This window comes from Jeotgalicoccus sp. FSL K6-3177 (genome assembly GCF_038050175.1).
GTDB lineage: Bacteria > Bacillota > Bacilli > Staphylococcales > Salinicoccaceae > Jeotgalicoccus > Jeotgalicoccus nanhaiensis.
In genome coordinates this window covers 569,915-590,169 of the sequence record NZ_JBBOSK010000001.1, presented here as the reverse complement: position 1 = coordinate 590,169, position 20,255 = coordinate 569,915, and the positions used below count along the sequence as shown (strand labels likewise).

At 40.6% G+C, this 20,255-nt stretch carries 21 protein-coding genes and 1 pseudogene; 7 read left to right on the top strand and 15 right to left on the bottom strand.

Features of this window, described 5'->3' with window-relative positions; genetic code table 11:
* Window positions 1-195 precede the first annotated feature (195 nt).
* Together MHH58_RS02995 and MHH58_RS02990 are read right to left on the bottom strand one after the other, a co-directional pair.
* On the bottom strand, window positions 196-1,185 hold the full coding sequence (locus tag MHH58_RS02995; RefSeq protein ID WP_341345004.1) for a zinc-binding dehydrogenase: 990 nt from the start codon (window positions 1,183-1,185) through the stop codon (window positions 196-198).
* A 22-nt stretch (window positions 1,186-1,207) separates the two neighbouring features.
* Entirely contained in the window at window positions 1,208-1,615 is a 408-nt protein-coding gene (locus MHH58_RS02990; protein WP_341345003.1) for a hypothetical protein, read from the bottom strand.
* A gap of 180 nt (window positions 1,616-1,795) precedes the next feature.
* Between MHH58_RS02990 and MHH58_RS02985 the strand changes: the two genes are divergently transcribed.
* From MHH58_RS02985 to MHH58_RS02975, 3 genes are all read left to right on the top strand, one after another.
* Window positions 1,796-2,656, top strand: coding sequence for an alpha/beta fold hydrolase (locus tag MHH58_RS02985; RefSeq protein ID WP_341345002.1), 861 nt, complete (start codon window positions 1,796-1,798; stop codon window positions 2,654-2,656).
* Between the two features lie 52 nt (window positions 2,657-2,708).
* Window positions 2,709-3,182, top strand: coding sequence for a DUF805 domain-containing protein (locus MHH58_RS02980; RefSeq protein WP_341345001.1), 474 nt, complete (start codon window positions 2,709-2,711; stop codon window positions 3,180-3,182).
* Between the two features lie 152 nt (window positions 3,183-3,334).
* A complete protein-coding gene (locus MHH58_RS02975; protein ID WP_341345000.1) occupies window positions 3,335-4,675 on the top strand; it encodes a PQQ-dependent sugar dehydrogenase in 1,341 nt (446 codons plus the stop codon).
* Window positions 4,676-4,730: 55 nt separating this feature from the next.
* On the opposite strand, the gene MHH58_RS02970 is transcribed toward MHH58_RS02975, so the two are convergent.
* The 7 genes from MHH58_RS02970 to MHH58_RS02940 form a co-directional block, all read right to left on the bottom strand.
* The gene (locus tag MHH58_RS02970; protein WP_341344999.1) at window positions 4,731-5,699 is read right to left on the bottom strand and encodes an asparaginase; all 969 of its coding nucleotides are present in this window, start codon (window positions 5,697-5,699) and stop codon (window positions 4,731-4,733) included.
* Between the two features lie 143 nt (window positions 5,700-5,842).
* Window positions 5,843-7,264: a Na+/H+ antiporter NhaC gene (gene nhaC, locus MHH58_RS02965; protein WP_341344998.1), complete on the bottom strand. Its 1,422-nt coding sequence runs from the start codon at window positions 7,262-7,264 to the stop codon at window positions 5,843-5,845.
* 16 nt (window positions 7,265-7,280) lie between these two features.
* Entirely contained in the window at window positions 7,281-8,429 is a 1,149-nt protein-coding gene (gene iadA / locus MHH58_RS02960; RefSeq protein WP_341344997.1) for a beta-aspartyl-peptidase, read from the bottom strand.
* Between the two features lie 149 nt (window positions 8,430-8,578).
* Complete coding sequence (locus MHH58_RS02955; protein WP_341344996.1) at window positions 8,579-9,880, bottom strand: acetamidase/formamidase family protein; 1,302 nt, start codon at window positions 9,878-9,880, stop codon at window positions 8,579-8,581.
* A 129-nt stretch (window positions 9,881-10,009) separates the two neighbouring features.
* Window positions 10,010-11,188 (bottom strand): MFS transporter, encoded by a 1,179-nt coding sequence (locus MHH58_RS02950; RefSeq protein ID WP_341344995.1) that lies wholly within the window; start codon window positions 11,186-11,188, stop codon window positions 10,010-10,012.
* Window positions 11,189-11,209: 21 nt separating this feature from the next.
* The gene (locus MHH58_RS02945; RefSeq protein WP_341344994.1) at window positions 11,210-11,419 is read right to left on the bottom strand and encodes a hypothetical protein; all 210 of its coding nucleotides are present in this window, start codon (window positions 11,417-11,419) and stop codon (window positions 11,210-11,212) included.
* An 18-nt stretch (window positions 11,420-11,437) separates the two neighbouring features.
* On the bottom strand, window positions 11,438-12,340 hold the full coding sequence (locus MHH58_RS02940; protein ID WP_341344993.1) for a LysR family transcriptional regulator: 903 nt from the start codon (window positions 12,338-12,340) through the stop codon (window positions 11,438-11,440).
* 124 nt (window positions 12,341-12,464) lie between these two features.
* On the opposite strand from MHH58_RS02940, the gene MHH58_RS02935 reads away from it, so the two are divergent.
* Entirely contained in the window at window positions 12,465-13,688 is a 1,224-nt protein-coding gene (locus MHH58_RS02935) for an MFS transporter (RefSeq protein ID WP_341344992.1), read from the top strand.
* Between the two features lie 18 nt (window positions 13,689-13,706).
* Here MHH58_RS02935 and MHH58_RS02930 read toward each other — a convergent pair whose 3' ends face one another.
* Entirely contained in the window at window positions 13,707-14,579 is an 873-nt protein-coding gene (locus tag MHH58_RS02930; protein WP_341346085.1) for an AraC family transcriptional regulator, read from the bottom strand.
* A gap of 176 nt (window positions 14,580-14,755) precedes the next feature.
* On the opposite strand from MHH58_RS02930, the gene MHH58_RS02925 reads away from it, so the two are divergent.
* Window positions 14,756-15,595, top strand: a complete 840-nt coding sequence (locus MHH58_RS02925; protein WP_341344991.1) for an SDR family NAD(P)-dependent oxidoreductase — start codon at window positions 14,756-14,758, stop codon at window positions 15,593-15,595.
* 611 nt (window positions 15,596-16,206) lie between these two features.
* Here the strand turns inward: MHH58_RS02925 and MHH58_RS02920 are convergent.
* Genes MHH58_RS02920 through MHH58_RS02905 form a run of 4 tightly spaced genes read right to left on the bottom strand, consistent with a single transcriptional unit; the run spans window position 16,207 to window position 17,660 of the window.
* Window positions 16,207-16,536: a hypothetical protein gene (locus tag MHH58_RS02920; protein WP_341344990.1), complete on the bottom strand. Its 330-nt coding sequence runs from the start codon at window positions 16,534-16,536 to the stop codon at window positions 16,207-16,209.
* A gap of 6 nt (window positions 16,537-16,542) precedes the next feature.
* Complete coding sequence (locus tag MHH58_RS02915; RefSeq protein ID WP_341344989.1) at window positions 16,543-16,977, bottom strand: hypothetical protein; 435 nt, start codon at window positions 16,975-16,977, stop codon at window positions 16,543-16,545.
* A 3-nt stretch (window positions 16,978-16,980) separates the two neighbouring features.
* Entirely contained in the window at window positions 16,981-17,442 is a 462-nt protein-coding gene (locus tag MHH58_RS02910) for a GNAT family N-acetyltransferase (protein ID WP_341344988.1), read from the bottom strand.
* A 20-nt stretch (window positions 17,443-17,462) separates the two neighbouring features.
* A complete protein-coding gene (locus MHH58_RS02905) occupies window positions 17,463-17,660 on the bottom strand; it encodes a hypothetical protein (RefSeq protein ID WP_341344987.1) in 198 nt (65 codons plus the stop codon).
* A gap of 113 nt (window positions 17,661-17,773) precedes the next feature.
* Here MHH58_RS02905 and MHH58_RS02900 point away from each other — a divergent pair, with 113 nt between their 5' ends.
* Entirely contained in the window at window positions 17,774-18,337 is a 564-nt protein-coding gene (locus MHH58_RS02900; protein ID WP_341344986.1) for a shikimate kinase, read from the top strand.
* A 248-nt stretch (window positions 18,338-18,585) separates the two neighbouring features.
* A pseudogene (locus MHH58_RS02895) lies at window positions 18,586-18,831 on the top strand (AI-2E family transporter); the annotation flags it as partial.
* 270 nt (window positions 18,832-19,101) lie between these two features.
* On the opposite strand, the gene MHH58_RS02890 reads toward MHH58_RS02895, so the two are convergent.
* Complete coding sequence (locus MHH58_RS02890) at window positions 19,102-20,253, bottom strand: alcohol dehydrogenase catalytic domain-containing protein (RefSeq protein ID WP_341344985.1); 1,152 nt, start codon at window positions 20,251-20,253, stop codon at window positions 19,102-19,104.
* Window positions 20,254-20,255: the final 2 nt, after the last annotated feature.

Below are 20,255 nucleotides of genomic sequence, written 5' to 3'. Positions count from 1 at the left end.
CAAATATATCTTATTTTAGAATAATTTATAATTGTGAAAGTAGAGAGGTATGGATATTTGTTTGTGAAATTGCAGTTTTTTGAGTTTGCTGTAATAATTTCATAACGCCTTACCTCCTGTTCATATTTTTGTCACAAAACAAGCATAAATTATCTTTTTACAATTTGCAAGCAGAATTTTCGAATAATTTAAGAATTATAAAGTAAAGGCAATCTTGCCCATCATGCCGGCATTTTCAAGATGATTAAATGCCTCTTTATAATCTTCGAGTTTAAATGTCTTATCCATTACCGGTTTAATGTTGTGTTTTTCGATAAAACCAAGCATCTCCTGAAGTTCTTCTGCACTCGCCATCGTTGAGCCGAGCAAATTGAACTGGCCGTAGAAAAACTTGCGGAGATCAAAGTCGACAGTGTCTCCTGCAGACGCACCGAAAGCGACTAAAGTTCCGCCCCGCTTCAGCTGGTCCAGGGACTGATTAAAAGTTGCCGCACCGACACTTTCAATAACGAGATCGACCTTCTCACCGCCGAGCTGCTCACCCCAGTCCGCTTCAGAATCAAGCGCTTTATCAGCACCGAGTTTCAGCGCTTCTTGACGTTTTTCTTCTGAACGCGAAGTAACATAGACTGTGGCCCCGGCAGCCTTAGCAAACTGCAGAAGATAAGTTCCTGCCCCGCCTGTTGCACCGGGAATCAGGACCGTTTGCCGAGCTTCAAGCTGCCCTCTCGTAAACATCGCGCGGTAGGCGGTCATCGCAGATAAAGCGAGCACCCCGGCTTCTTCCCAGTTTAAATGTTCAGGCTTCGCTACAGCATTTTCTCGAGGTATGGTGATGTACTCTGCGAAAGTGCCGTTGAACGGAAAACCGGTAATTTCAAAACCTTCCGGCGGCACCGCGCTATTTTCTCTCCAGCCGAGCGAAGGATTGATGATGACTTCGTCACCCGGCTTAACGTTGGTCACATTCGCGCCGACAGAATCGACAATCCCTGCACCGTCAGAACCGAGCACAAGCGGTGGGTCATTTTCATCGTGCCTGTTCGGGATAAATAAGTCTCTGTGATTCAAACCTGCTGTTTTTAATTTAACGATGACCTCATCGTCACCCATTTTATCCTGTTCCACTTCACCGAATTTAATACCTTCAAGACTCTGTACACCTTCATGATATACAGCTTTCATAAAAATAACCTCCTCGTAAAATTTACTTTGTCGGTTTAACAGTTACGCCGCCAGCTTCACTTGACAGTGTCCAGTTCGCGGACAGAATATTCTCTAAATCTTTCTGCTGGTTTTCATCGAGTTCAAGTCCTGAAATGACAAATTCATCGACCTGGTAATCTTCATCAGCAAATTTGCCGAACTTCATTTTAATTAAGTTTTTAAGACCATTGAAAGTAAGGAACTTCACTTTGTAGCCGTCGTTTACAATAGCCTCAAAGTCAGCATTTTTGCTCAGCTTCACTAAAGCATCAAAATCCATATTCTCTTTAACTGCCTTGAATTCCTCAAGATCATTTGCTTTAATATTTTCAATAATTTTATCGTTGCTTATGCCATTTCCTCTCAAAGTTTCAATCGCATAAGCTTCCATTAACGTAATCGATTCCATCTGTGTGCCTCCTAAAATAATGTTACCGCTATTGTATCATTTAGAGGGTTTTATGAAACGGTAAATAGCTTGGGATAAGTATTCGTTTGCGAACGTATGCGAGTGCTTCATCGGGACGATAATGGGTATGCATCCATTAAAGGGAAATTTTTAATCTTGTAAAAGAAGGAGAAAGATAAAATGGATAGTCATTACACAAACATTAATGGTATTAAACTGCATTACGTCACAGGCGGCATTGAAAATGGTCCTGTCTGCCTGCTGCTGCATGGTTTCCCCGAAAGCTGGATTACGTGGCGAAATGTAATCCCCCATCTTGAAGAACATTATAAAATTGTTGCCGTAGATCTCAGGGGTTACGGAGATTCAGACAAACCTGAAGGCATTAAAAATTATACAAATAAACTTATGGCGAGTGATATCGCAGGAATATTAGCTGAGTTGAAGCTTACCAGTGCTTATGTCGTCGGTCATGACCGCGGTGCAAGAGTTGCACGAAGAATGGTCTATGATTATCCGGAATTAATTAATCGTCTTGCTCTGATCGAAATTATGCCGATGGAATATGTGTATTCTTTATCTGCTGAAGAAGCTGCGAAAAAATATTGGCATTGGGTATTTCAAGTTGTGCCCGACCTTCCGGAAACTCTAATTTCAGGCAAGGAAGAAGAGTATTTAAAATTCCTGCTCAGCCGCGGTGATGGTTTATTCGAACGCTTAAATTCAGATGGCTCGTGGGAGGAGTATCTCTCACACTGGAAAAAGCCGAGAGCAGTGAAAGCAGCGTTAAGTGATTACAGAGCATCGTATAAATTTGATCTGCCGGACTATCAGGAAATGGTTGAATCAGAAGATAAATTAAACATCGACACGCTGCTGCTTTGGGCAGAAAACGGAAATTTATCGGGGTTGCATGTTGAAGAAATATGGAAGCAGTCGATTAATAATGTGACAGGATATGAACTTAAGAACTGCGGCCACTATCTGCTCGAAGAAATTGGCGAAGAAGTTGCAAAATACATTCTCGAGTTTGATAAATAGCAAAACGGACTTGTTAATATTCACACCAAAATGACTTCTGGGAGGGTTTCAGATGATATTTAAAAGCTACATAGATTTCTGGAAACGCACTTTTGATTTCAGCGGAAGATCGACCCGTTCTGACTTCTGGGTACCTTTTCTGATTCATATTTTTATCTTTCTTTTTGTTTTTTACTTTAGTGCAGTTATACAAATTCCGCTTGCAAGATATGTGTTACTGCTGACCATGGTGCCTTCTTTTACGGTCACAGCAAGGCGACTGCATGATACAAACCGGACAATGCTGTTCGCGGTTCTGTTTCCAATCAGTGCGGTTGCTGCACCTTACGGTTTAGTTGCCGGTTTTATCGGAATTTTTGCCTGGCACGGTACTGACGGCGATACAACTGTTGGCATCGTATTAGTCATCAGTATTTTATGTTTCGTTTTTGGAACGATTATTTTCATTTACTGTTTAATTCTGTTCGTCCTGCCCGGTGATAAAGAACCAAATAAATACGGTTCGGACGGCATGTTTAACATCTAATTAAAATAAATAAACTCACAAAGATATCGGTCTAATCCCTATTTGTCGCGGATTTTCATGTGCGAATCCAGCACATAATTCTTTAGTTTTCTGAAAATTGTGATAAGATTAATCTAAAAGACACTACTATTTTAAGAAGGGAGAAGAAAACAATGCCGAAAGTTTCGTCGTCGAGATTATTGTTCTTTACAATGCTAATCTTTGTATTGGCGTTGGCAGCATGCGGCAATGATGATAGTACTTCAGAAGAAGCAACGACGGATGAATCAGAGACTGCAACAGAAGAATCAGCTGACGACCCGGAAACCGCAACGGAAGAATCAACCGATGAATCGGAAACTTCAACGGAAGAAAGTGCTGAAACTGAACCAAAAGTAACTGAGTTTGAACCAGCATTTCCAGAACAAACCAGAGCGCCTAAAGTAGAGACTGAAGCGGAATTGAATGTGGAAGTTGTTGCTGAGGGTCTTGATGTGTCCTGGGGTATGGAAGAGTTTGATACGAACCGCTTGCTTGTTACGCAAAGGGACTCCGCAGAACTTCTTATTTTAAACCTTGAAGATGGTTCTGTTTCAGATCCAATCGAAGGCACACCGGAAGTAAATAACGAAGATCAGGGTGGTTTACTTGATGTAACCGTCGCACCTGATTTCGACGAATCAAGGCTAGTGTTTATGACGTTTTCCGAAGATAAGGACGATGGTACTTTAACTGCTGTCGGTAAGGGTATGTTATCAGAAGATGAGACCTCACTTGAAGATTTTGAAGTTATCTTCGAGGCAGAACCAGCCTATGACGGCACCTTACACTATGGCGGACGTATTATTTTTGATGAAGATGGCAACTTGTTCTTAACAACTGGTGAGCGCTCAGACGATCCAATTCGTGAACGTGCACAGGACTTAGATGCTTATTTAGGTAAAGTCATTCACATTACGCAGGACGGAGAACCAGTAGATTCGAATCCATTTATCGAAGATGAAGACGCACTGGATGGTATATACAGCTACGGTCACCGGAATATTCAAGGTGTGGATTTCAACCCAGAAACAGGAGATTTGTGGATTGTTGAATTCGGTCCACAGGCCGGGGATGAATTGAATATTATTGAACCGGGTTCTAACTATGGATGGCCGACTGTGTCTTACGGTATCGAGTACAGCGGTGAATTAATCAATGACGGTATTTCAGAACACGAAGCGCAGGGCTTTGTTGAACCAGTATATTACTGGGATCCAACGAGTGCACCAAGCGGTATGTCATTCTATGATAACGACGCCATTCCTGAATGGGAGAACAACTTGTTTATCGGCGGTCTGGCACCGAACTATATTGTACGTGTCGTCATTGAAGATGACATGGTTGTTGGAGAAGAACGTCTGTTAACTGATGAAGGACAACGTTTCCGCGATATTCTTGTAACTGAGGATGGCGCGCTGGTTGCAGCTACTGATGGCGGTATGATTTATAAGGTTACCGCAGCAGGTGAATAATTAAGTATTCAAAAACACCGGAGCAAATCCCCATTTGCTCCGGTTTCTTTATTGCTTAGTATTTAAAATCCTCTGCAGTAACCTCTTCCCCTGCAGCCAGCATTATTGCGAGTTTCAACCTCGCTTTTTTACTGTCGTAAGAACCGCCGTTCACTGCACCGTCTTTTTCAAATTGTGAAATACCGCCTGAAAAGTCATAAGCCACCTTTACATCGCCTTCATTGGAGGCGGAAGTAATAACAACCTTAATTCCCGCATCGACCGCTCTTTTTACCCCGGCAGCAACGAGGTCATTTGCATGGCCTCTACCCATTGTTTCAATAACAAGACCTTTGACTTTATGGTCAATTGCACAATCGATAAATTTCGCATCTGTACCTAAAGCACATTTAATAATATCGACTTCAGGTAATTCTCCTTGAACTTTATATGTCCTGTCGTGTGCCGGATACTGATAAATTTTTACATCATGGCCATCCACCGTGCCGAGGTATCCTGTGCCTCCGCCGCCAAAACCGTCAACGTTCATCGCGTTCACTTTTTTTACAAATCTCGGCATAAATACTTTTGAATTAAATAGGACGCTGACACCGATTTTTGCCGCTCCTTCATCTGCTGCCAGTGTAATAGCATCCTGCAGATTGGCATAAGCATCGGTACCAATCAGTTCCGGTCCGCGCTGTGACCCTGTGACGACGACTGCTTTTCCTGCTGGTATAACCTGACTTAGGAAATAAGACGTTTCTTCAAGCGTGTCAGTGCCGTGCGTAAGTACGATGCCATCCACATCGTCGTCATTGACCGCTTCCAGCACCGCGTTTTTTATCGTTATCAGGTTGTCAAAAGTAATGGCACTGCTTGAGACTTTAATAATCTCCTCTACGCTGATGCGGATATCGTCGTGCAAATCCAATTTCCCCGCCAGTTCCTCTCCTGTTATCAAGCCGGTTTGCTGGAGTCCTGTAACAGGATCCCGTTTGCTGGCAATCGTTCCCCCTGTTGTCAGCAGTTTAATATGTGGCATAATCATTCCCCTTTTTATGTAAACTTAAAATCATTTACAGTATAACAATGACCATACAGTCTCTCTAATAAAAGTATTTCATCAAGTCTTTTTTCAAAAAATAAGGCATCTCCAAATCTATTGAAGACGCCTGTTACTTAAATTTAATTAGCTTTCTCTGCTTTCAAATCTTTCGCAATACCGATTCCCGTATATCCTAAAATAATGGCAAAGATAAATCCAACGTAGCATAGTACAGCCCATGGTGCGTAACTCAAGGTCGGGATTCCAAGCGTTCCTGCCATAAATACTCCTGCAGATGACCAGGGGATTAAAGGAACGATAACTGTTCCTGAATCTTCCAATGTTCTTGACAGATTTTTCGCAGCAAGATTTTTCATTTTATAAGTATCTTTGAACATTTCTCCTGGAACGATGATGGAAAGATACGAATTGCCTGTTACTAACGCCATCGTTAAACACGATAATACTGTTGTCAAAATTAAATCTCCCGTACGTTTAACGAATTTAAGCAGATATTCTATAATGACTTCCAGAGCACCTGATTTTGTCATAATTCCTGCAAATGCAAAGGCTGAGAAGGCGATTAAAATCACACTTGTCATTGACTGCATCCCGCCTTGATGTACTAAATCCAGCACTTCCGGTATAACAGAAGATGCTTCGAATCCGTTTTTGTTAACCATGCTGACATCAAAGCCGGTCACTGTTGAAGCAAACACATCTTTTAAAGTAAACCCTTGTATAATCATTCCTAAAACTGCTGCAAGTATTGAGGAAAAGATAATAACAGGCAGCGTAGGATATTTCCTCAATGCTCCGAATAATATAAGAGCAGGCGGCAATAATAACAGTATATTCCAGCTGAACATAGTATTTAAAGTTGTCAGCATAGTAGTCATCGTTTCTGGCGCTGTAACTTCTTTGTCAGCAATACTTAATCCTGCGATTAAATAAATAACCATCGATACAATAGCTGCCGGAACCGTCGTCCACATCATATGTTTAATGTGTTCATACAATTCACTTCCAGCAGCAATCGGCGCAAGATTTGTTGTGTCGGATAAAGGAGATAATTTATCTCCAAAATATGCACCTGCAACTATCGCGCCGGCAGTAGCCGGAAGATTGGCTTCGAGGCCTGTCGCAATTCCCATCAAAGCGACACCAACTGTTCCGACTGACCCCCATGATGTTCCCGTGACTATAGATATAATGGCAGAAACGACAAAGGCAATTAAAACTATGAATGTTGGATTAATCAGTTCTAGCCCATAGTATATTAACATTGGAATAGTGCCGGATATCATCCAGGTACCAATTAAGATCCCGATGGATATGAGGATTAGAATGGCGGGCATGGCCAGGCTCACTTTTTCCTGTATTCCTTTCATCATATCTTCCCATGAAAATCCAAGACGAAGAGCAATAAATCCTGCATATACGGAAGAAAGTATAAGCAGCGGTTCAGGGTTTAATCCGAATACTCCAAAACCGATTGCCAGTAGCAGCAGCATTACAGCAATAGGTGAAAATGCTTCAAATAAATTTGGTTTTCTTTTCATATATGTGCGCTCCCCCTTATTCAAAAGTCCCTTTTACGAGTAAATTTCCGTTCTCAATCATATGCTTTCCTTTCGCAAATACATGTTCAATTTCAAAGGTATCTTTCGACAGCACTAATAAGTCAGCGTCACTTCCTACTTGAATCACGCCTTTGCCTTCGAGTTTCAGGGCTTCTGCAGTATTAGCTGTCACTAATCTTAGAGATTCTTCCAAAGATAATTCTCCCGCTTTAATCGTTTCAATAACCTGATTAAATAGGGTGCGCGTACTGGCAACTCCGAAGCCAATCAGTTTTCCTTCTTCATTAAATTTAGGCAGACTGCCGTTGCCATCCGAAGATATAGTCAGCTTACTTAAATCCCCCTGATTTTTTTTATAATAGGAAATCCATTCGTAAGTCGTATCATCAGCGGTAATATCAACAAAGGATCCCCTTGCTGCCAGTTTGATAGCATCATCAAATAATTCCCTGCTTCTAGTTATATGAGTCACATGGAGATTCGATGCTGGCAGTTCGTATTCATCCAGCAGCTGGTGAAGTATTGATAAATAACCTTTGCCGGGCCCTGTATGGAAGTGGGTAATTCCCGCCTTGCCGCTTAACATACCGCCCACTCTGGTTTGACCGACAATTTTTGCAAGTTCATGCACACTTGGCTGGCCGGATCTCGAATCAGATATTGCAATTTCAGCAGTGCCGATTACTTTGTCGATTAAAATTGCGTCATCTTTTACATTGTCAGTAAAAGTCGGTGTCGGCACATCATAATTACCGGTATAAATATATGTAGAAATCCCTTCGATTTCTAAACCCCGGGCTTTAGCAAGAAGAGAAGTTAAATGCCGCGTAGTCCCGTCTGTTCCGATCAGCCCGGCCGCTGAAGTAATACCCGACTGAATTAAATCACTGATTTGAATTTCCGGTGTGCGGGTCGCAAATCCGCCCTCACCTCCGCCTCCAAGGAAATGTACATGAGGATCGATAAAACCCGGTGTGACAAGAGCACCTTCGGCGTCTATGATTTCATAATCAATCCCGAGGCTGGATACTGCTTCTTCATCGACATCTCCAATTTTTGAAATTTTACCGTTAATCACTAAGACTGACTGCTTGCCGATAAAGTCCGGAGCATAAAGCTCTGCATTTTTAATTAAAGTAATCACAAAACCATCCTTTTTAGTATGAATAATTAGAAAATTTTAAAAACATAGTCCTATACTAAATCTGTAATTGTATATAGTCAACAAAATGTAAAAAGTTCCTGTTTGGTGAAAACCAACAGGAACTTCTTTGATCACTTTTCTTTTATTATTCATCCGTAATGCTCTTCTGCAAGCTTATCCAGTTTCACTTTTTCAAGCAGTGTCAGCGGAACTAAAAATGTCACAGTCACAACACCCGGATTTCTTCCGATATCAATTGACCCGGTAATCGTTGCCCGGTTCATTACTTCTGTAATTTCTATTCCTAAAAATCTGGCTGCTCTGTCCAGTCCGTTCATCGTCGCTTCGTTCAGCGCAGCACCGGTTCCGACAAATGACAGCGGATATGATGTTTCCAGTTTCTCAATATTCCATTCAGCAGCAAGCTGTTTGGCTTTTTTAATTTCTGCTTCTGTAAATGGTTTTGCAACAGGCGGCAGGTCTTCCTCTATCGGCAGGAGTATCGGACCATCGATGTTTAAATCTTTAATGACTTTTACATTCAAATCCACAATCCCGGCAACGTCTGTCGTATGGCCTGCAATCTCACCATTCCCCTGCATGGCGTGCATATCACCAAGATACACGCCGCCGCCCGGAATCTTAACCGGGCACAGAATGATTGCCCCTTCCCTGACTCTGTTTATATCCATATGACCATCAGTTCTGTCTTCAAGTTCCTCAGCCGTTTTTGCATACTCGTGCGGGGCGTCTATTAAAAACTGCCCAAAGTCACCGGCATTATGAGAATCCGGAAATGCACTTTTAGGCACTGTGCCGAGCTGGCCGAGAAACGGAATAACTCTAGCCACTGCTCCCACGATATCGTGCGGGGCGAATGTCACAACCGGATTCTGAATTGAGTTTTCCGGCGTATTCATATATTCTTTAGCATCTTTTGCGATACGTTCGGCCGCTTCTTTATCCAGCGTAATACCGAGGGATTTATCATCATTAAAAGCCATCGTATAAGCGTTCGTAAATGTAAACGGAGTGACATCTTCACCGCATTCCGCGCACCTGATTGCACCCTGTCCGATACCTTTAACGACAGTTTTAGGGTTCTTCGCACCGCAATTCGGACAGATGCCTGCAACGAATGGATCCCCGTTAAACCGGCCTTCCATCGGCATATCGTGCCCTGATGCTGTCGCAGCTGATGTCACTCTGATTGAGTTAATCTTAATTGCAATCGCATCGCCCGCTTCTGCACCTTCAACGTATACAGGTTTCGTCACTTCATGACCGCCCTTCAGCTCGGGAGTAATCATCGGGCCCCAGCAGCCCGGTGCGGTGTTTGCGACAATATTACCATTATTCTTTACGCGGAATGACATTTCTTCGTTTGGATCCAAAGTACCGTTAGTGAACTGATCGACGTAAACAGTTTGTTTAAAATCTTGATTCTTCATGTCATCATCTCCTTATTATTTATTATACTGATTTACAGTTAATTATCTAATTATTCTGTTTTTAATATACGGTCTTCACTAAACAAAAAAGGACTTTGGCGAATTGCCAAAGTCCGGCCTCTTACATTTTTAATAAGAAGCACTTAGTTTTAACTGTTTATGCATCCGTGACAGCATCAGAGTAAATATTAAAGCGATGACCGCAATAACAAAGATAATCGTCATGACTGTCGATACTCCGTATATATCTGCGATTTTACCTAAAACCGGTGCAAAGACTCCGCCGGCACTGACCGATAAACCGAGAGTGACACCTGATGCCAGACCGACTCTGTTCGGCAGATACTGCTGCCCCAGCACAACGAGTGAACTGTACGGCATAAAAATTAGAAATCCTGCTGCGATTATCATCAGTGCCGAGAGTGCGAACGATTCTGTAACAGAGAGGATGAATAAGACCGGTACAACTGCTATAAAGCTGTAGCGGATTACTTTTAAGTAACCTAAACTGTCTGCGATTCTGCCTCCAAAGAGTGTACCCGCTGATGTCGAGATCAGGAAGATACTTAAGAGTATATTCCCCGATTCATTGGACTGGAGAATAATCGTAATCCAGAACAGCGGAATAAAAGTGTTCAAACTTATAAAGACAATGGACCGCATAATCAGCACAACGCTTAAGAGCGAGAATGGTTTCCACTGGTCTTTCGGAAGTTCCTGAGCTGTTGCTGCAGAAGAAACGGGTGCTTTTTGCCCCGCCGGTTCACTGGTGACTTTCCAAATAATCAAACTCATAATCAGCGACGGGATAATTAAAATTATCAAACCCTGCAAGTCCCACAGCATGAGCGTGACAGTAGCGACAATTGGTCCGAGGGCAAAGCCCAGAGTACCGCCTAAAGAAAATATACTCATATCCGATGCTTTGTTTTTCCCTGCATTCAAAGTCACGGTCTTTGCGGCTTCCGGGTGAAACAGTGCTGTTCCAAGCCCGCTGACCATAATGGCAGCAAAAATTGCCCAGTAGCTATCTAAAAAGCCAATAACCGCGAGCCCTGAGCTGCCGAGGATTAATCCTAAAGGCACCATCCATTTTTTAGATATAATATCTGAATATATACCGATAAAAGGCTGAGAGACTGATGAGACGATATTTGCTGCAAATATGAGGGCTGCTGCCGCTGTATATGTAAAGTCATAAGCAAAAATTAAAAAAGGCAGCAGGGCCGGCAGAATGCCTGAGTTCATATCACAAAATAAGTGACCTGCTGCCATAGAGTATGTTTTTCTATTGGCTGATTTAAACACTGTATCCCCTTCGTTTCTTCTTTATTTTTGGTATTTCTCCAGATGCCTGAGCGTTTTTTCATACTCCTGTTTTTGACATACAGACAGATTACCTTCTTCCAGCCTGTCTTTAGCTGCTTGTATATTTCTCTCGAGCTTTTCCTGATTGAGACTATCTATATACTCTTTTTCTTTTCTCCCGGCCAGTCTGGAAATTATTCCGCCTAAAACATTTATATTTTTCTGCTTCATAAAACCACCCCGCTTATATTATATCAGTCCGATATCTCCCTTATCGATGTTTGCAGTCAGCACATCGATAAAATTCTGAGCTGCTTTAGACAGACGATGATCCTTCAGCCAGATTAAACCAATATCACCTGATAGCTGTTCAGAATCTGCAATTTTGTGAATATGCACCGGATATTCCTTGTAAAGATGAAGGAGAGATTCCGGCACAATCGAAACACCAAAATCAGTGGAAACAAGCTCCATCATCAGCTTTAAATCAGAAAACTCCGCAATAATTTCCGGCTGTATTTTAGCTTTGGAGAATGCTTCATGGATTGAATAATACACACCCAGTCCTTCGATACTAGGCAGGACGAGCGGATAGCGGCTCACTTCCTCGAGTGTCGCATCTCCTGTAAACAGTTTTTTCTCTTTGGAAGTGATAACGTAAAACGGTTCGCTGTGCAGATGCTGCAGTGTAAATTCATCTATTTCAAGCGGCAGACGGACGATTGCCATTTCTATTTCCCGCTGCTTCAAAAGATAGCAGAGCAGAGACGATTCATTCTGCTGTATTTTATATTTTATTTTTGGATACATGCTTCTGTACTGATGAAATACCTCATTTAAATTGCCTAAGGAAAAAGTATTAATACCGACTGCAAGCCTGCCGTCTATTCCTCCTCCAACATCCGCAACTTCATTTTTAGCCTCTTCCATCATCTGTGTAATTTGAAGTGCGTATTTATATAAAGTTTTACCCGCTTCAGTCAGCTCTAAAAATTTGCCGCTCCGTTCAAACAGTTGTTCACCGAGCGATGCTTCCATATTTTTCAGCTGCTGGCTGAGCGGCGGCTGCGACATATAAAGCTTCTTCGCTGCTGCTGATATCTGTTTCTCTTCTGCGATAACGATAAAATACCGTAATTGCCGAATGTCCATAAATTCACCTCAAGTATATGAAAAAAGTTATTTTAAGTAATTTAATTAATATTTTATGTATATCATGTCTAATGGTATCATAAGTATTACTATATGAATAATATGAAATTCGGGAGGATAAGAATTGGGTAAAATTTATAATAAAAATACTTTTCTGCTGCTTTTTGTCATTGCTGCCATTTCACTAAACCTCCGTCTCGGCATTACATCAGTCGGTCCTCTAATGGATACGATTCGCACTTCCTTGTCACTGTCCAATGCACAAGCCAGTCTTCTTACTACTGTTCCCGTTCTTTGTATGGGAATTTTTGCGTCACTAGCCACTGTACTGAATAAAAAATACGGTTCTAAATTTACTTTGATACTTATGCTGGCAGTGCTCGGTGTTGCTACTGCGGTCCGCGGATTTCTGCCGGGCTTCTCAACACTCTTAATTACTGCCTTTTTAATCGGTCTTGCTGTTGCAGTACTCGGGCCGACAATGTCTGCCGTTATTAAGAAATATTTCCCGGGGCACGCGGCGATTGCAATCGGTATTTCAACCTTCTTTATGAGTATGGGATCTGCGGCCAGTGCAGCTCTTACAGGCATTTTCTTTGAAGTTTCAGACTCCTACATGTTTGCCCTCGCGATTTGGGCAGTGTTTGGTTTATTCGGAGTACTGGTTGTTGCCTTTGTCTTAAAAACAGGTGCCAACAGCAAACTGCCTAAACAAAATGTTGCTGAAGTGAAATACAACTTTCCTTCTCCTTGGAAACAGTTTACACCGTATCTGTTTATGCTGTTTTACGCACTGCAGGCGGCTCTCTATTTCTCAACGATTACATGGCTTGTTCCGATGTCAGTGGAAAACGGTATGACGATGATTCAGGGCGGTATGCTCTTAAGTGCAGTGATGTCTGTACAGGTTATCTTCAACCTGCTGCTGCCGATAATGATGGAGAAATATCCGGCACGCAGAAACTGGATTTACTTCATTCTCGTATCAGGAACTATCGCAACCCTCTTGTTCTGGACCGGAGACCACACCTTGATGTGGATCGGCGCCTTTATGATGGGTATTCCGCTTGGCGGATTGTACTCTGCAGCACTGATGCTGCCGCTCGATGAAACTGTAACAGCAGACGGAGCTAACTCATGGACGGCTATGATGCAGACCGGGGGCTGTATTCTCGGCGGCCTGTTCCCGTTTGTAATCGGCTTTATATACGATGGAACACAGAACCATAATTATACGATGTCAATACTGCTGGCAATCTATGCCTCTGCCTTTATCCTGATTACAATCATCGGCAATAAAAAAGAGAAAAATTATGATGACTATATAGTAAAACCTTCTGACAATTAAGTCAGAAGGTTTTTTTAGTTACTGCATTTTTACTTTTCTTACGGGCATCCAAATTTCACTGTAGGCGTAATCTTCTCTTTCAGCATCCATAATTGTAAATGAAAAACCTGGTGCTTCAACTAATTCATAATTTGATGAGGGCAGCCATTCTGAATACGTGCGGGCCGTCGTCTGCTGCATTGTTTCCGGGAATGGACCTTCATTGGGAAATACTGCCCAAGTGTGTCCATCTACACTAACCGTATCGAGCACTGGACTGATATTCTCTTTAGTCGTCAGCACACCAATCATGTGCGTTAAACTCCCCTCGTCTTTCAAAAATTTCTCATCTGCATCATACGATGCATTAATAATCTGCTCAGGCTCAAGGTTCTGCAGTCTGTGCATTTCTTCTCTCTCTTCTGCAGTAATACTTTTAGCAAGTTCCATAATCTCATTGTTAACCCCTTCAAACTGCATCGGTACTCTTCTGCTCACTCCGGCAATCGTAAATGCAGGCATTTCTTTTATACGTACTTCCATATTTTCTCCTCCTCTGACATCGATATAAAATGAAAGTTTAGGGTAGGTTAGGTGAATCTTTGTCTTCTTAATTTCAGACGGCAAATAGCCGCTCCATGTTTTGAAAGCTCTGGTGAAGCCGTCCACTGATTGATAGCCGTATTTAAAAGCAGTATCTGTAACACTGCAGCCATTCACCAAATCCTGATTTGCCACAGCTAATTTCCTGTTTTTAATATATTCACTGAGCGGTATGCCGCTGATATACTGAAACACTTTTCTGAAGTGATAGTCAGATTCCCCTGTATATGCTGCGACATCTTCTAATTTAATATCATTGGCAAGGTTATCTTCAATAAAATTAATAACATCATTTAAAGTTTTAATCATCATTTCCACCGTCCTTTCAAATTACATACTACAGAGTTGCCAAAAAATTCTCTCGATATTTTCATAGTGAATTATATCGGTCAGCATTATATGATTATTAATTTTTATATAAGTGTGTTTATATTTATTGTAAGGGTATTGAGTTATTACTTAAACTTACAGCAGAGGGTGATTAAATGAGCGAAAATATAATGGTAATTACAGGACCAACATCAGGCATCGGGAGAGCGACTGCCTTGGAATTAGCTGATCAATTCGACCGAATCGTTCTTCTTGTCCGTAATTTAAATAAAGGAGAAGTATTAAAACAGGAAATAGAAACAAAATCACCTGTTCAGATAGATGTAATTCACTGCGATTTGAGTGAGCTGTCATCAATAGAAGCTGCAGCAAATAAAATGAAAGAAAAGTACGATTCAATAGATTGTTTAATTTTAAATGCGGGCGTAGTTTCTTTAACGAAGCAGGAAACGAAAGATGGTTTTGAAATGATGATGGGGACAAATTATATCGGTCATTTTTATTTGACACACCTGCTGCTGCCGCTTGTCCTTGACAGCGAAACAAAACAGATTGTTGTCGTTTCATCGAATGGATATAAATTCGCACCGCTAAAGGCACCCTACTTTAAACGAAGAAAATTTAACCCCGTGACGAACTACGGCCAGTCGAAACTGGGCACTTTGTATCTGATGCAGACCCTGTACGACTCGTATCATGAAGAGGGGTTAAAAACGACAGCTGTACACCCAGGAGCAGTGTCGACTAACTTAGGGAAAACACCGAAAAATGAACGATTCGGCAACCTGGTCTATAAAGTACTGACACCGTTTTTCCTTACTGCGGAAGAAGGTAGTTTTTCGACAGTAATGGCTGTGAAATTCCCTGAAAAATACAATGGTAAATATATGCATAATGGTAAAATTCTTAAAGTACAAAAACACGGGAATGATATAGATGCAAGAACATCTCTTATGACAGCGACATTAGATGTGCTGAACCTGACTCACCTTTAAAATACAGGAGAAGGTACAGATCAAGACACCTGTACCTTCTCCATGCTGTTAAATGTTTTTACTTATCTTCCTTCTTGCTTTTTGGTTTCATATAAATTGCCGATAGCAGGTCACTCCCAAAGCCGCTAAGAATTGAATAACCTATAATCTACATCATACTTTCACGTGCCGGCACTATATCCATAAGAAAGTAGATAAATAAACAGTAGACAATAAATAATTTCATTATCTCTGGTGTCTTATATAGTGTTTCAAGAATTTTTTTTCATATACGTTCTTCTCACTCCCTAACAAACCTATATCATTTCTTTAATTTTAAATTGATGACGTAATTCGACAGTCCGTAAACCCTCTAATTTTTATATCAAATTTAAAATAAATAAAAAACGACACAAAAATCTTCTGTTTAAGAAATCTGTATCATTTTTTAGCCTTATTTATTCTTTAATTAAATATCCATCTGAACACTTGCATAATTAAACGTGGTATATAGAATATTATCTCGAATAGTCCGAATGCTGTATCAGCCTTACTCATAGGCTCTGCAATCTGTCTTTTATTCTTAGATCGTAACTTGGCGGGATCAATGTATTCAGGATCTTTTGATTGATTCATATCCTATCCTCGCTCCTTAACATATTCATTTCGTTTTCTTTAATTTTAAGTTGTCTGACTTTCTCTTCATCTGCCATGTCAGAGACTAAAACATCAAAACTGGTATCGTAAATTTCTTTCGCTTTCAACTTCACTTCATTAGAGTTCGTATCTGCCGTAATTTCATATTGTATATTCTGTATCTGGTTGAATAAATTATTTGCTCTGACTTGTGCGCTTAACTCAGATTCGTTCACTTTAGCTTCAATCAATGCTTGTCTGACTGCATACTTGATAACAAAATAAAATACGAAAGCTGCAAATAATATTACGATAAATGTACCCACTATGAACTACTCCTTAGATGAATTATTTTCTATTACGAATTTATATGAATTGAAGAAAAAGGAGATGATTATAAATACAACAAATATTATGGTGACTGCTATACCGCTAACCTTTAAAAAATCTGATGGATAAGGAGAGCTTTCAGTATATATATTCAGTCTGTTGCTCACTATAAAAAATAGCAATGATAGGACAAAAACTATATTCAGAATTTGACTTATCACTGTTTCTTTAACTAGTACTAAGTCACCGTCTTTGACTTCAATCCGGTCGGTGCGATCCAGCGGTTGATAGTAAGTCAGAGTACCAGATTCTTCGGGTATATCCATAATTCTTGTATGAAAACCGCCGACAGAACCGATTATTTCAGAGTTGAATTTTATACTGATAGGTAGCAGCCAGCCGAGAAACCAGGTTCTCCTCTTAACAGTAATTTCCATTCCTCAATCTCCTTTCAGCATTTGAGACAAACGTATCATGTCTCTGCAATGAATTCCGTTCTCAAAAATATCTTCATCATAGTTTCTTACAAAAAAGTCTTTATCAATATCTGATATTCTAAAGCCGCATTTTTGATATAAGGCAAGCTGGCCAATGCTTGAATTACCGGTGCCTACTTCAATCTTTTTGTAACCCATGTCTGCAGATTTTTGGATCGCATCTTTAACAAGGGCTTTGCCTATTCTACTACCCTGGTACTGTTCATCAACTGCGATATTTATGAGTTCGATAGTGTCATCACTCGTTTCAAGCAGCACGTACACACCGGCTGTGTGATTTTCAATTTCTGCTGTATAACATTGTCCTCTATCCAAATATTCTTTCACAAGTTGCTCGGATGGGTCAGCTGTCAGCAGTAATTCCATCGGCGGCTGTTGATTTCCCTTCAGTAAATTCGTTTCCATGCTTTATCCCCTTTAAAGCATTATTTCGTAATATCCGCTTCGGATGCTTTCTTTGCTTTAACCGCTCTGTAAGTAACCGTGAAGAGTATTGCCAGTAAGTTCAAACTGAACATCGCAATGTAGTATGTGCTTGAATTGCCTTCCAGAATGTAAGTGCCGTAACGTAACGTGTTGAGCGTGAGCAGTACATATAAAATAATAACCGTCCCATTATTCATAACCCTTATCCCCTTCGTTATTACACTCTTCTCTATTTATGTATTTATACTTATCTTATCACATTTTATATATGGTAAACTCCTAATATCACACGTGTCAGGGGGATATACTTATGAAGATAATATTGATATTTGGCCCGCAGGCTGTCGGCAAGATGACTATAGGCGAAAAGGTCGGTACAGCGTTTAATCTGCCGCTCTTGCATAATCATGTGACACTCGATGCGATTTGGCCGTATATTGGCTGGAATAAGGATACGTTCAGATTGTCAGACCAAATCCGGATGGGAATTTTTGAACATATTGCCGAAGATGACTCGCATCCAGGGATAATCTTTACCTTTGTCTGGCCCTTTGATATGCAGGAGGATTGGGATTATATAAACACACTTAAGAAAATCTTTAATAAGGAATCTCACGATATTTATTTTGTGGAACTCGCAGCTGATCTTGAAGAGCGGATCAGAAGAAATACGACCGAGTATAGATTGGAGAAGAAACCTTCTAAAAGAAATGTTGAGTTTTCCCATGCTGAGTTGACGAAGTCGGCTGAAAAGCACAGACTGAATTCATATGATAATGAAATTCAGGAAGATAAATATCTCAAGCTGGATGTGACTCACTTAACCGTTGAAGAGTCGAGTCAGAAGATAATTGAGTGGGTAAATGAAAATTAAGCTAAGCTAGGAGTTTTAAAATGGAAGATAAAGTGATGAAATTATTAAGTTTTATCATAGGTATTTTCTTCTTTATGTTTTACATATTTATTATTGATATAGTAATCACCTCGCATAAAGGGAGCTTTTTAGAATTTCCCTATATTCTACTGAGTATTTACTTTTTCATCTCAATTTTCACCTTCCCTTTGGTGAGCATAGAAGCGAGTGAAAAAACACATAATAAGAATTTTTTAATTAGAAATTATGCCTTAATCGGAGTTGTTACCGATGTAATTCCCTTCTTAGGACCATATATTACTGTAACACCGGCCATCATTGATGCCCTGTTCCAGAATCCATTAACGGTGGTGTATGTAGCAATTATTATGCTTTACGCGCAGCAAATTGACGGTAACTTAATTACGCCTAATGTTATGGGTAATGCACTCAGCGTGCACCCGCTGACAGTTATTACTTTAATATTGGCTGCAGGTAACATCTCAGGCATATATCCCTTAGCCCACCATCTGAAGGCACCTGTGAACCAAGAATGAATAACAGCTTAAATGACAATCACCCACGCTCGATATCAAGCGTGGGTGATTGTCATTTCTCCTTCTCTCCTGAGAACTGGCAGAGCGGTGTCATTAAAAAATACAAGCGCTTTTTTTAAAGTGTCCTTGACACGGGTTTCACTTTAGTGCTCATGATACTTCTTTTATTTTTTAATGAGAGAAACTACCTCCAATAATTTAATATCAGGGAACAAAAGTTTTTATACTCTATTCTGGTTTAAATATAACCTTGATGTTGTTATCCTTCTTCTCATCAAATACTTTGTAAGCTTCGTCTGCCTCTTCAAGCGGGAAAGTATGTGTAATAATTTCTGTAGGATCAAATACTTCATCTTTAATCATCTCGTAAAGTTTAGGCATTAAATGAATAACAGGGGCTTGTCCACTTGTTATTTTAATATCACGGTTAAATATTAAATCTAGAGGGAAATTATCAGCAGGTGATCCATAGATACCAGTAAGCTGTATTGTCCCAAACTTTCTTACTGATTCAGTAGCGGTAAGTATAGGACTTATTGTTCCACGTTGTTGAGAATTCTCAGATAGCTCCCGTTCTGGACTCGATTGCTGTCCATCCATTCCTACACAATCAATAACAACATCTGCGCCGCCTCGAGTTTTTTCTTTAAGAAGTTTACCTATTTCTTGTTCTTCATCAAAGTTATACACTTCAGCACCATTGTACTTTTTGGCGTGATTGAGACGATGCTGTACATTGTCAATCGCAATCACTCTCTCTGCACCTTTTTGTTTCGCAAACTTCTGCGCCATTAAACCGATAGGGCCACAACCTAATACAATGACTGTATCTCCCGGTTTAACGCCTGAGTGTTCTACACTCCAGTAAGCAGTAGGTACAACGTCTGATAAGAATAAAACTTGCTCGTCTTTTAGATTGTTATCAGGAACCTTAAATGAGGAAAAGTCAGCATGAGGTACTCTTAAGTATTCTGCCTGTCCTCCCCAGTGATTACCATGAAGGTTACCAAAACCGAACAGGCCACCATTATCTAACTTCCAGTTCGCTGGTGTTTCATTAGAATTGTCACACTGAGATTCCATGTCGTTATTGCAGTAGAAACAGTCCCCACACCCAATATTAAAAGGTATTACCACACGATCCCCTTTCTTTAGTTTTTTTACATCTTTTCCTACCTCTTCAACAATACCCATCGGTTCATGTCCAATGACAAAACCAGGTTCCATGAATAAGTCACCTTGATGATATAAATGTAAATCTGAACCACAAATCCCAGATGCTGTTATCTTTATAATTGCATCAGTTGATTCAATAATCTTAGCGTCTTCAACTTCTTCCATCTTCATCTTCTGATGTCCTTGATAAGTGACTGCTTTCATGT

What these genes read in the sequence shown, in the direction of transcription:
- MHH58_RS02975 (WP_341345000.1), top strand. Translation starts at nt 3,335, where the DNA reads ATGCCGAAAGTTTCGTCGTCGAGATTATTGTTCTTTACAATGCTAATC.
- MHH58_RS02945 (WP_341344994.1), bottom strand. Translation starts at nt 11,419, where the DNA reads ATGAAGCAGAAAAATATAAATGTTTTAGGCGGAATAATTTCCAGACTG.
- MHH58_RS02910 (WP_341344988.1), bottom strand. Translation starts at nt 17,442, where the DNA reads ATGGAAACGAATTTACTGAAGGGAAATCAACAGCCGCCGATGGAATTA.
- MHH58_RS02955 (WP_341344996.1), bottom strand. Translation starts at nt 9,880, where the DNA reads ATGAAGAATCAAGATTTTAAACAAACTGTTTACGTCGATCAGTTCACT.
- nhaC (WP_341344998.1), bottom strand. Translation starts at nt 7,264, where the DNA reads ATGAAAAGAAAACCAAATTTATTTGAAGCATTTTCACCTATTGCTGTA.
- MHH58_RS02900 (WP_341344986.1), top strand. Translation starts at nt 17,774, where the DNA reads ATGAAGATAATATTGATATTTGGCCCGCAGGCTGTCGGCAAGATGACT.
- MHH58_RS02905 (WP_341344987.1), bottom strand. Translation starts at nt 17,660, where the DNA reads ATGAATAATGGGACGGTTATTATTTTATATGTACTGCTCACGCTCAAC.
- MHH58_RS02925 (WP_341344991.1), top strand. Translation starts at nt 14,756, where the DNA reads ATGAGCGAAAATATAATGGTAATTACAGGACCAACATCAGGCATCGGG.
- MHH58_RS02970 (WP_341344999.1), bottom strand. Translation starts at nt 5,699, where the DNA reads ATGCCACATATTAAACTGCTGACAACAGGGGGAACGATTGCCAGCAAA.
- MHH58_RS02980 (WP_341345001.1), top strand. Translation starts at nt 2,709, where the DNA reads ATGATATTTAAAAGCTACATAGATTTCTGGAAACGCACTTTTGATTTC.
- MHH58_RS02890 (WP_341344985.1), bottom strand. Translation starts at nt 20,253, where the DNA reads ATGAAAGCAGTCACTTATCAAGGACATCAGAAGATGAAGATGGAAGAA.
- MHH58_RS02930 (WP_341346085.1), bottom strand. Translation starts at nt 14,579, where the DNA reads ATGATTAAAACTTTAAATGATGTTATTAATTTTATTGAAGATAACCTT.
- MHH58_RS02985 (WP_341345002.1), top strand. Translation starts at nt 1,796, where the DNA reads ATGGATAGTCATTACACAAACATTAATGGTATTAAACTGCATTACGTC.
- MHH58_RS02990 (WP_341345003.1), bottom strand. Translation starts at nt 1,615, where the DNA reads ATGGAATCGATTACGTTAATGGAAGCTTATGCGATTGAAACTTTGAGA.
- MHH58_RS02940 (WP_341344993.1), bottom strand. Translation starts at nt 12,340, where the DNA reads ATGGACATTCGGCAATTACGGTATTTTATCGTTATCGCAGAAGAGAAA.
- MHH58_RS02915 (WP_341344989.1), bottom strand. Translation starts at nt 16,977, where the DNA reads ATGGAAATTACTGTTAAGAGGAGAACCTGGTTTCTCGGCTGGCTGCTA.
- MHH58_RS02995 (WP_341345004.1), bottom strand. Translation starts at nt 1,185, where the DNA reads ATGAAAGCTGTATATCATGAAGGTGTACAGAGTCTTGAAGGTATTAAA.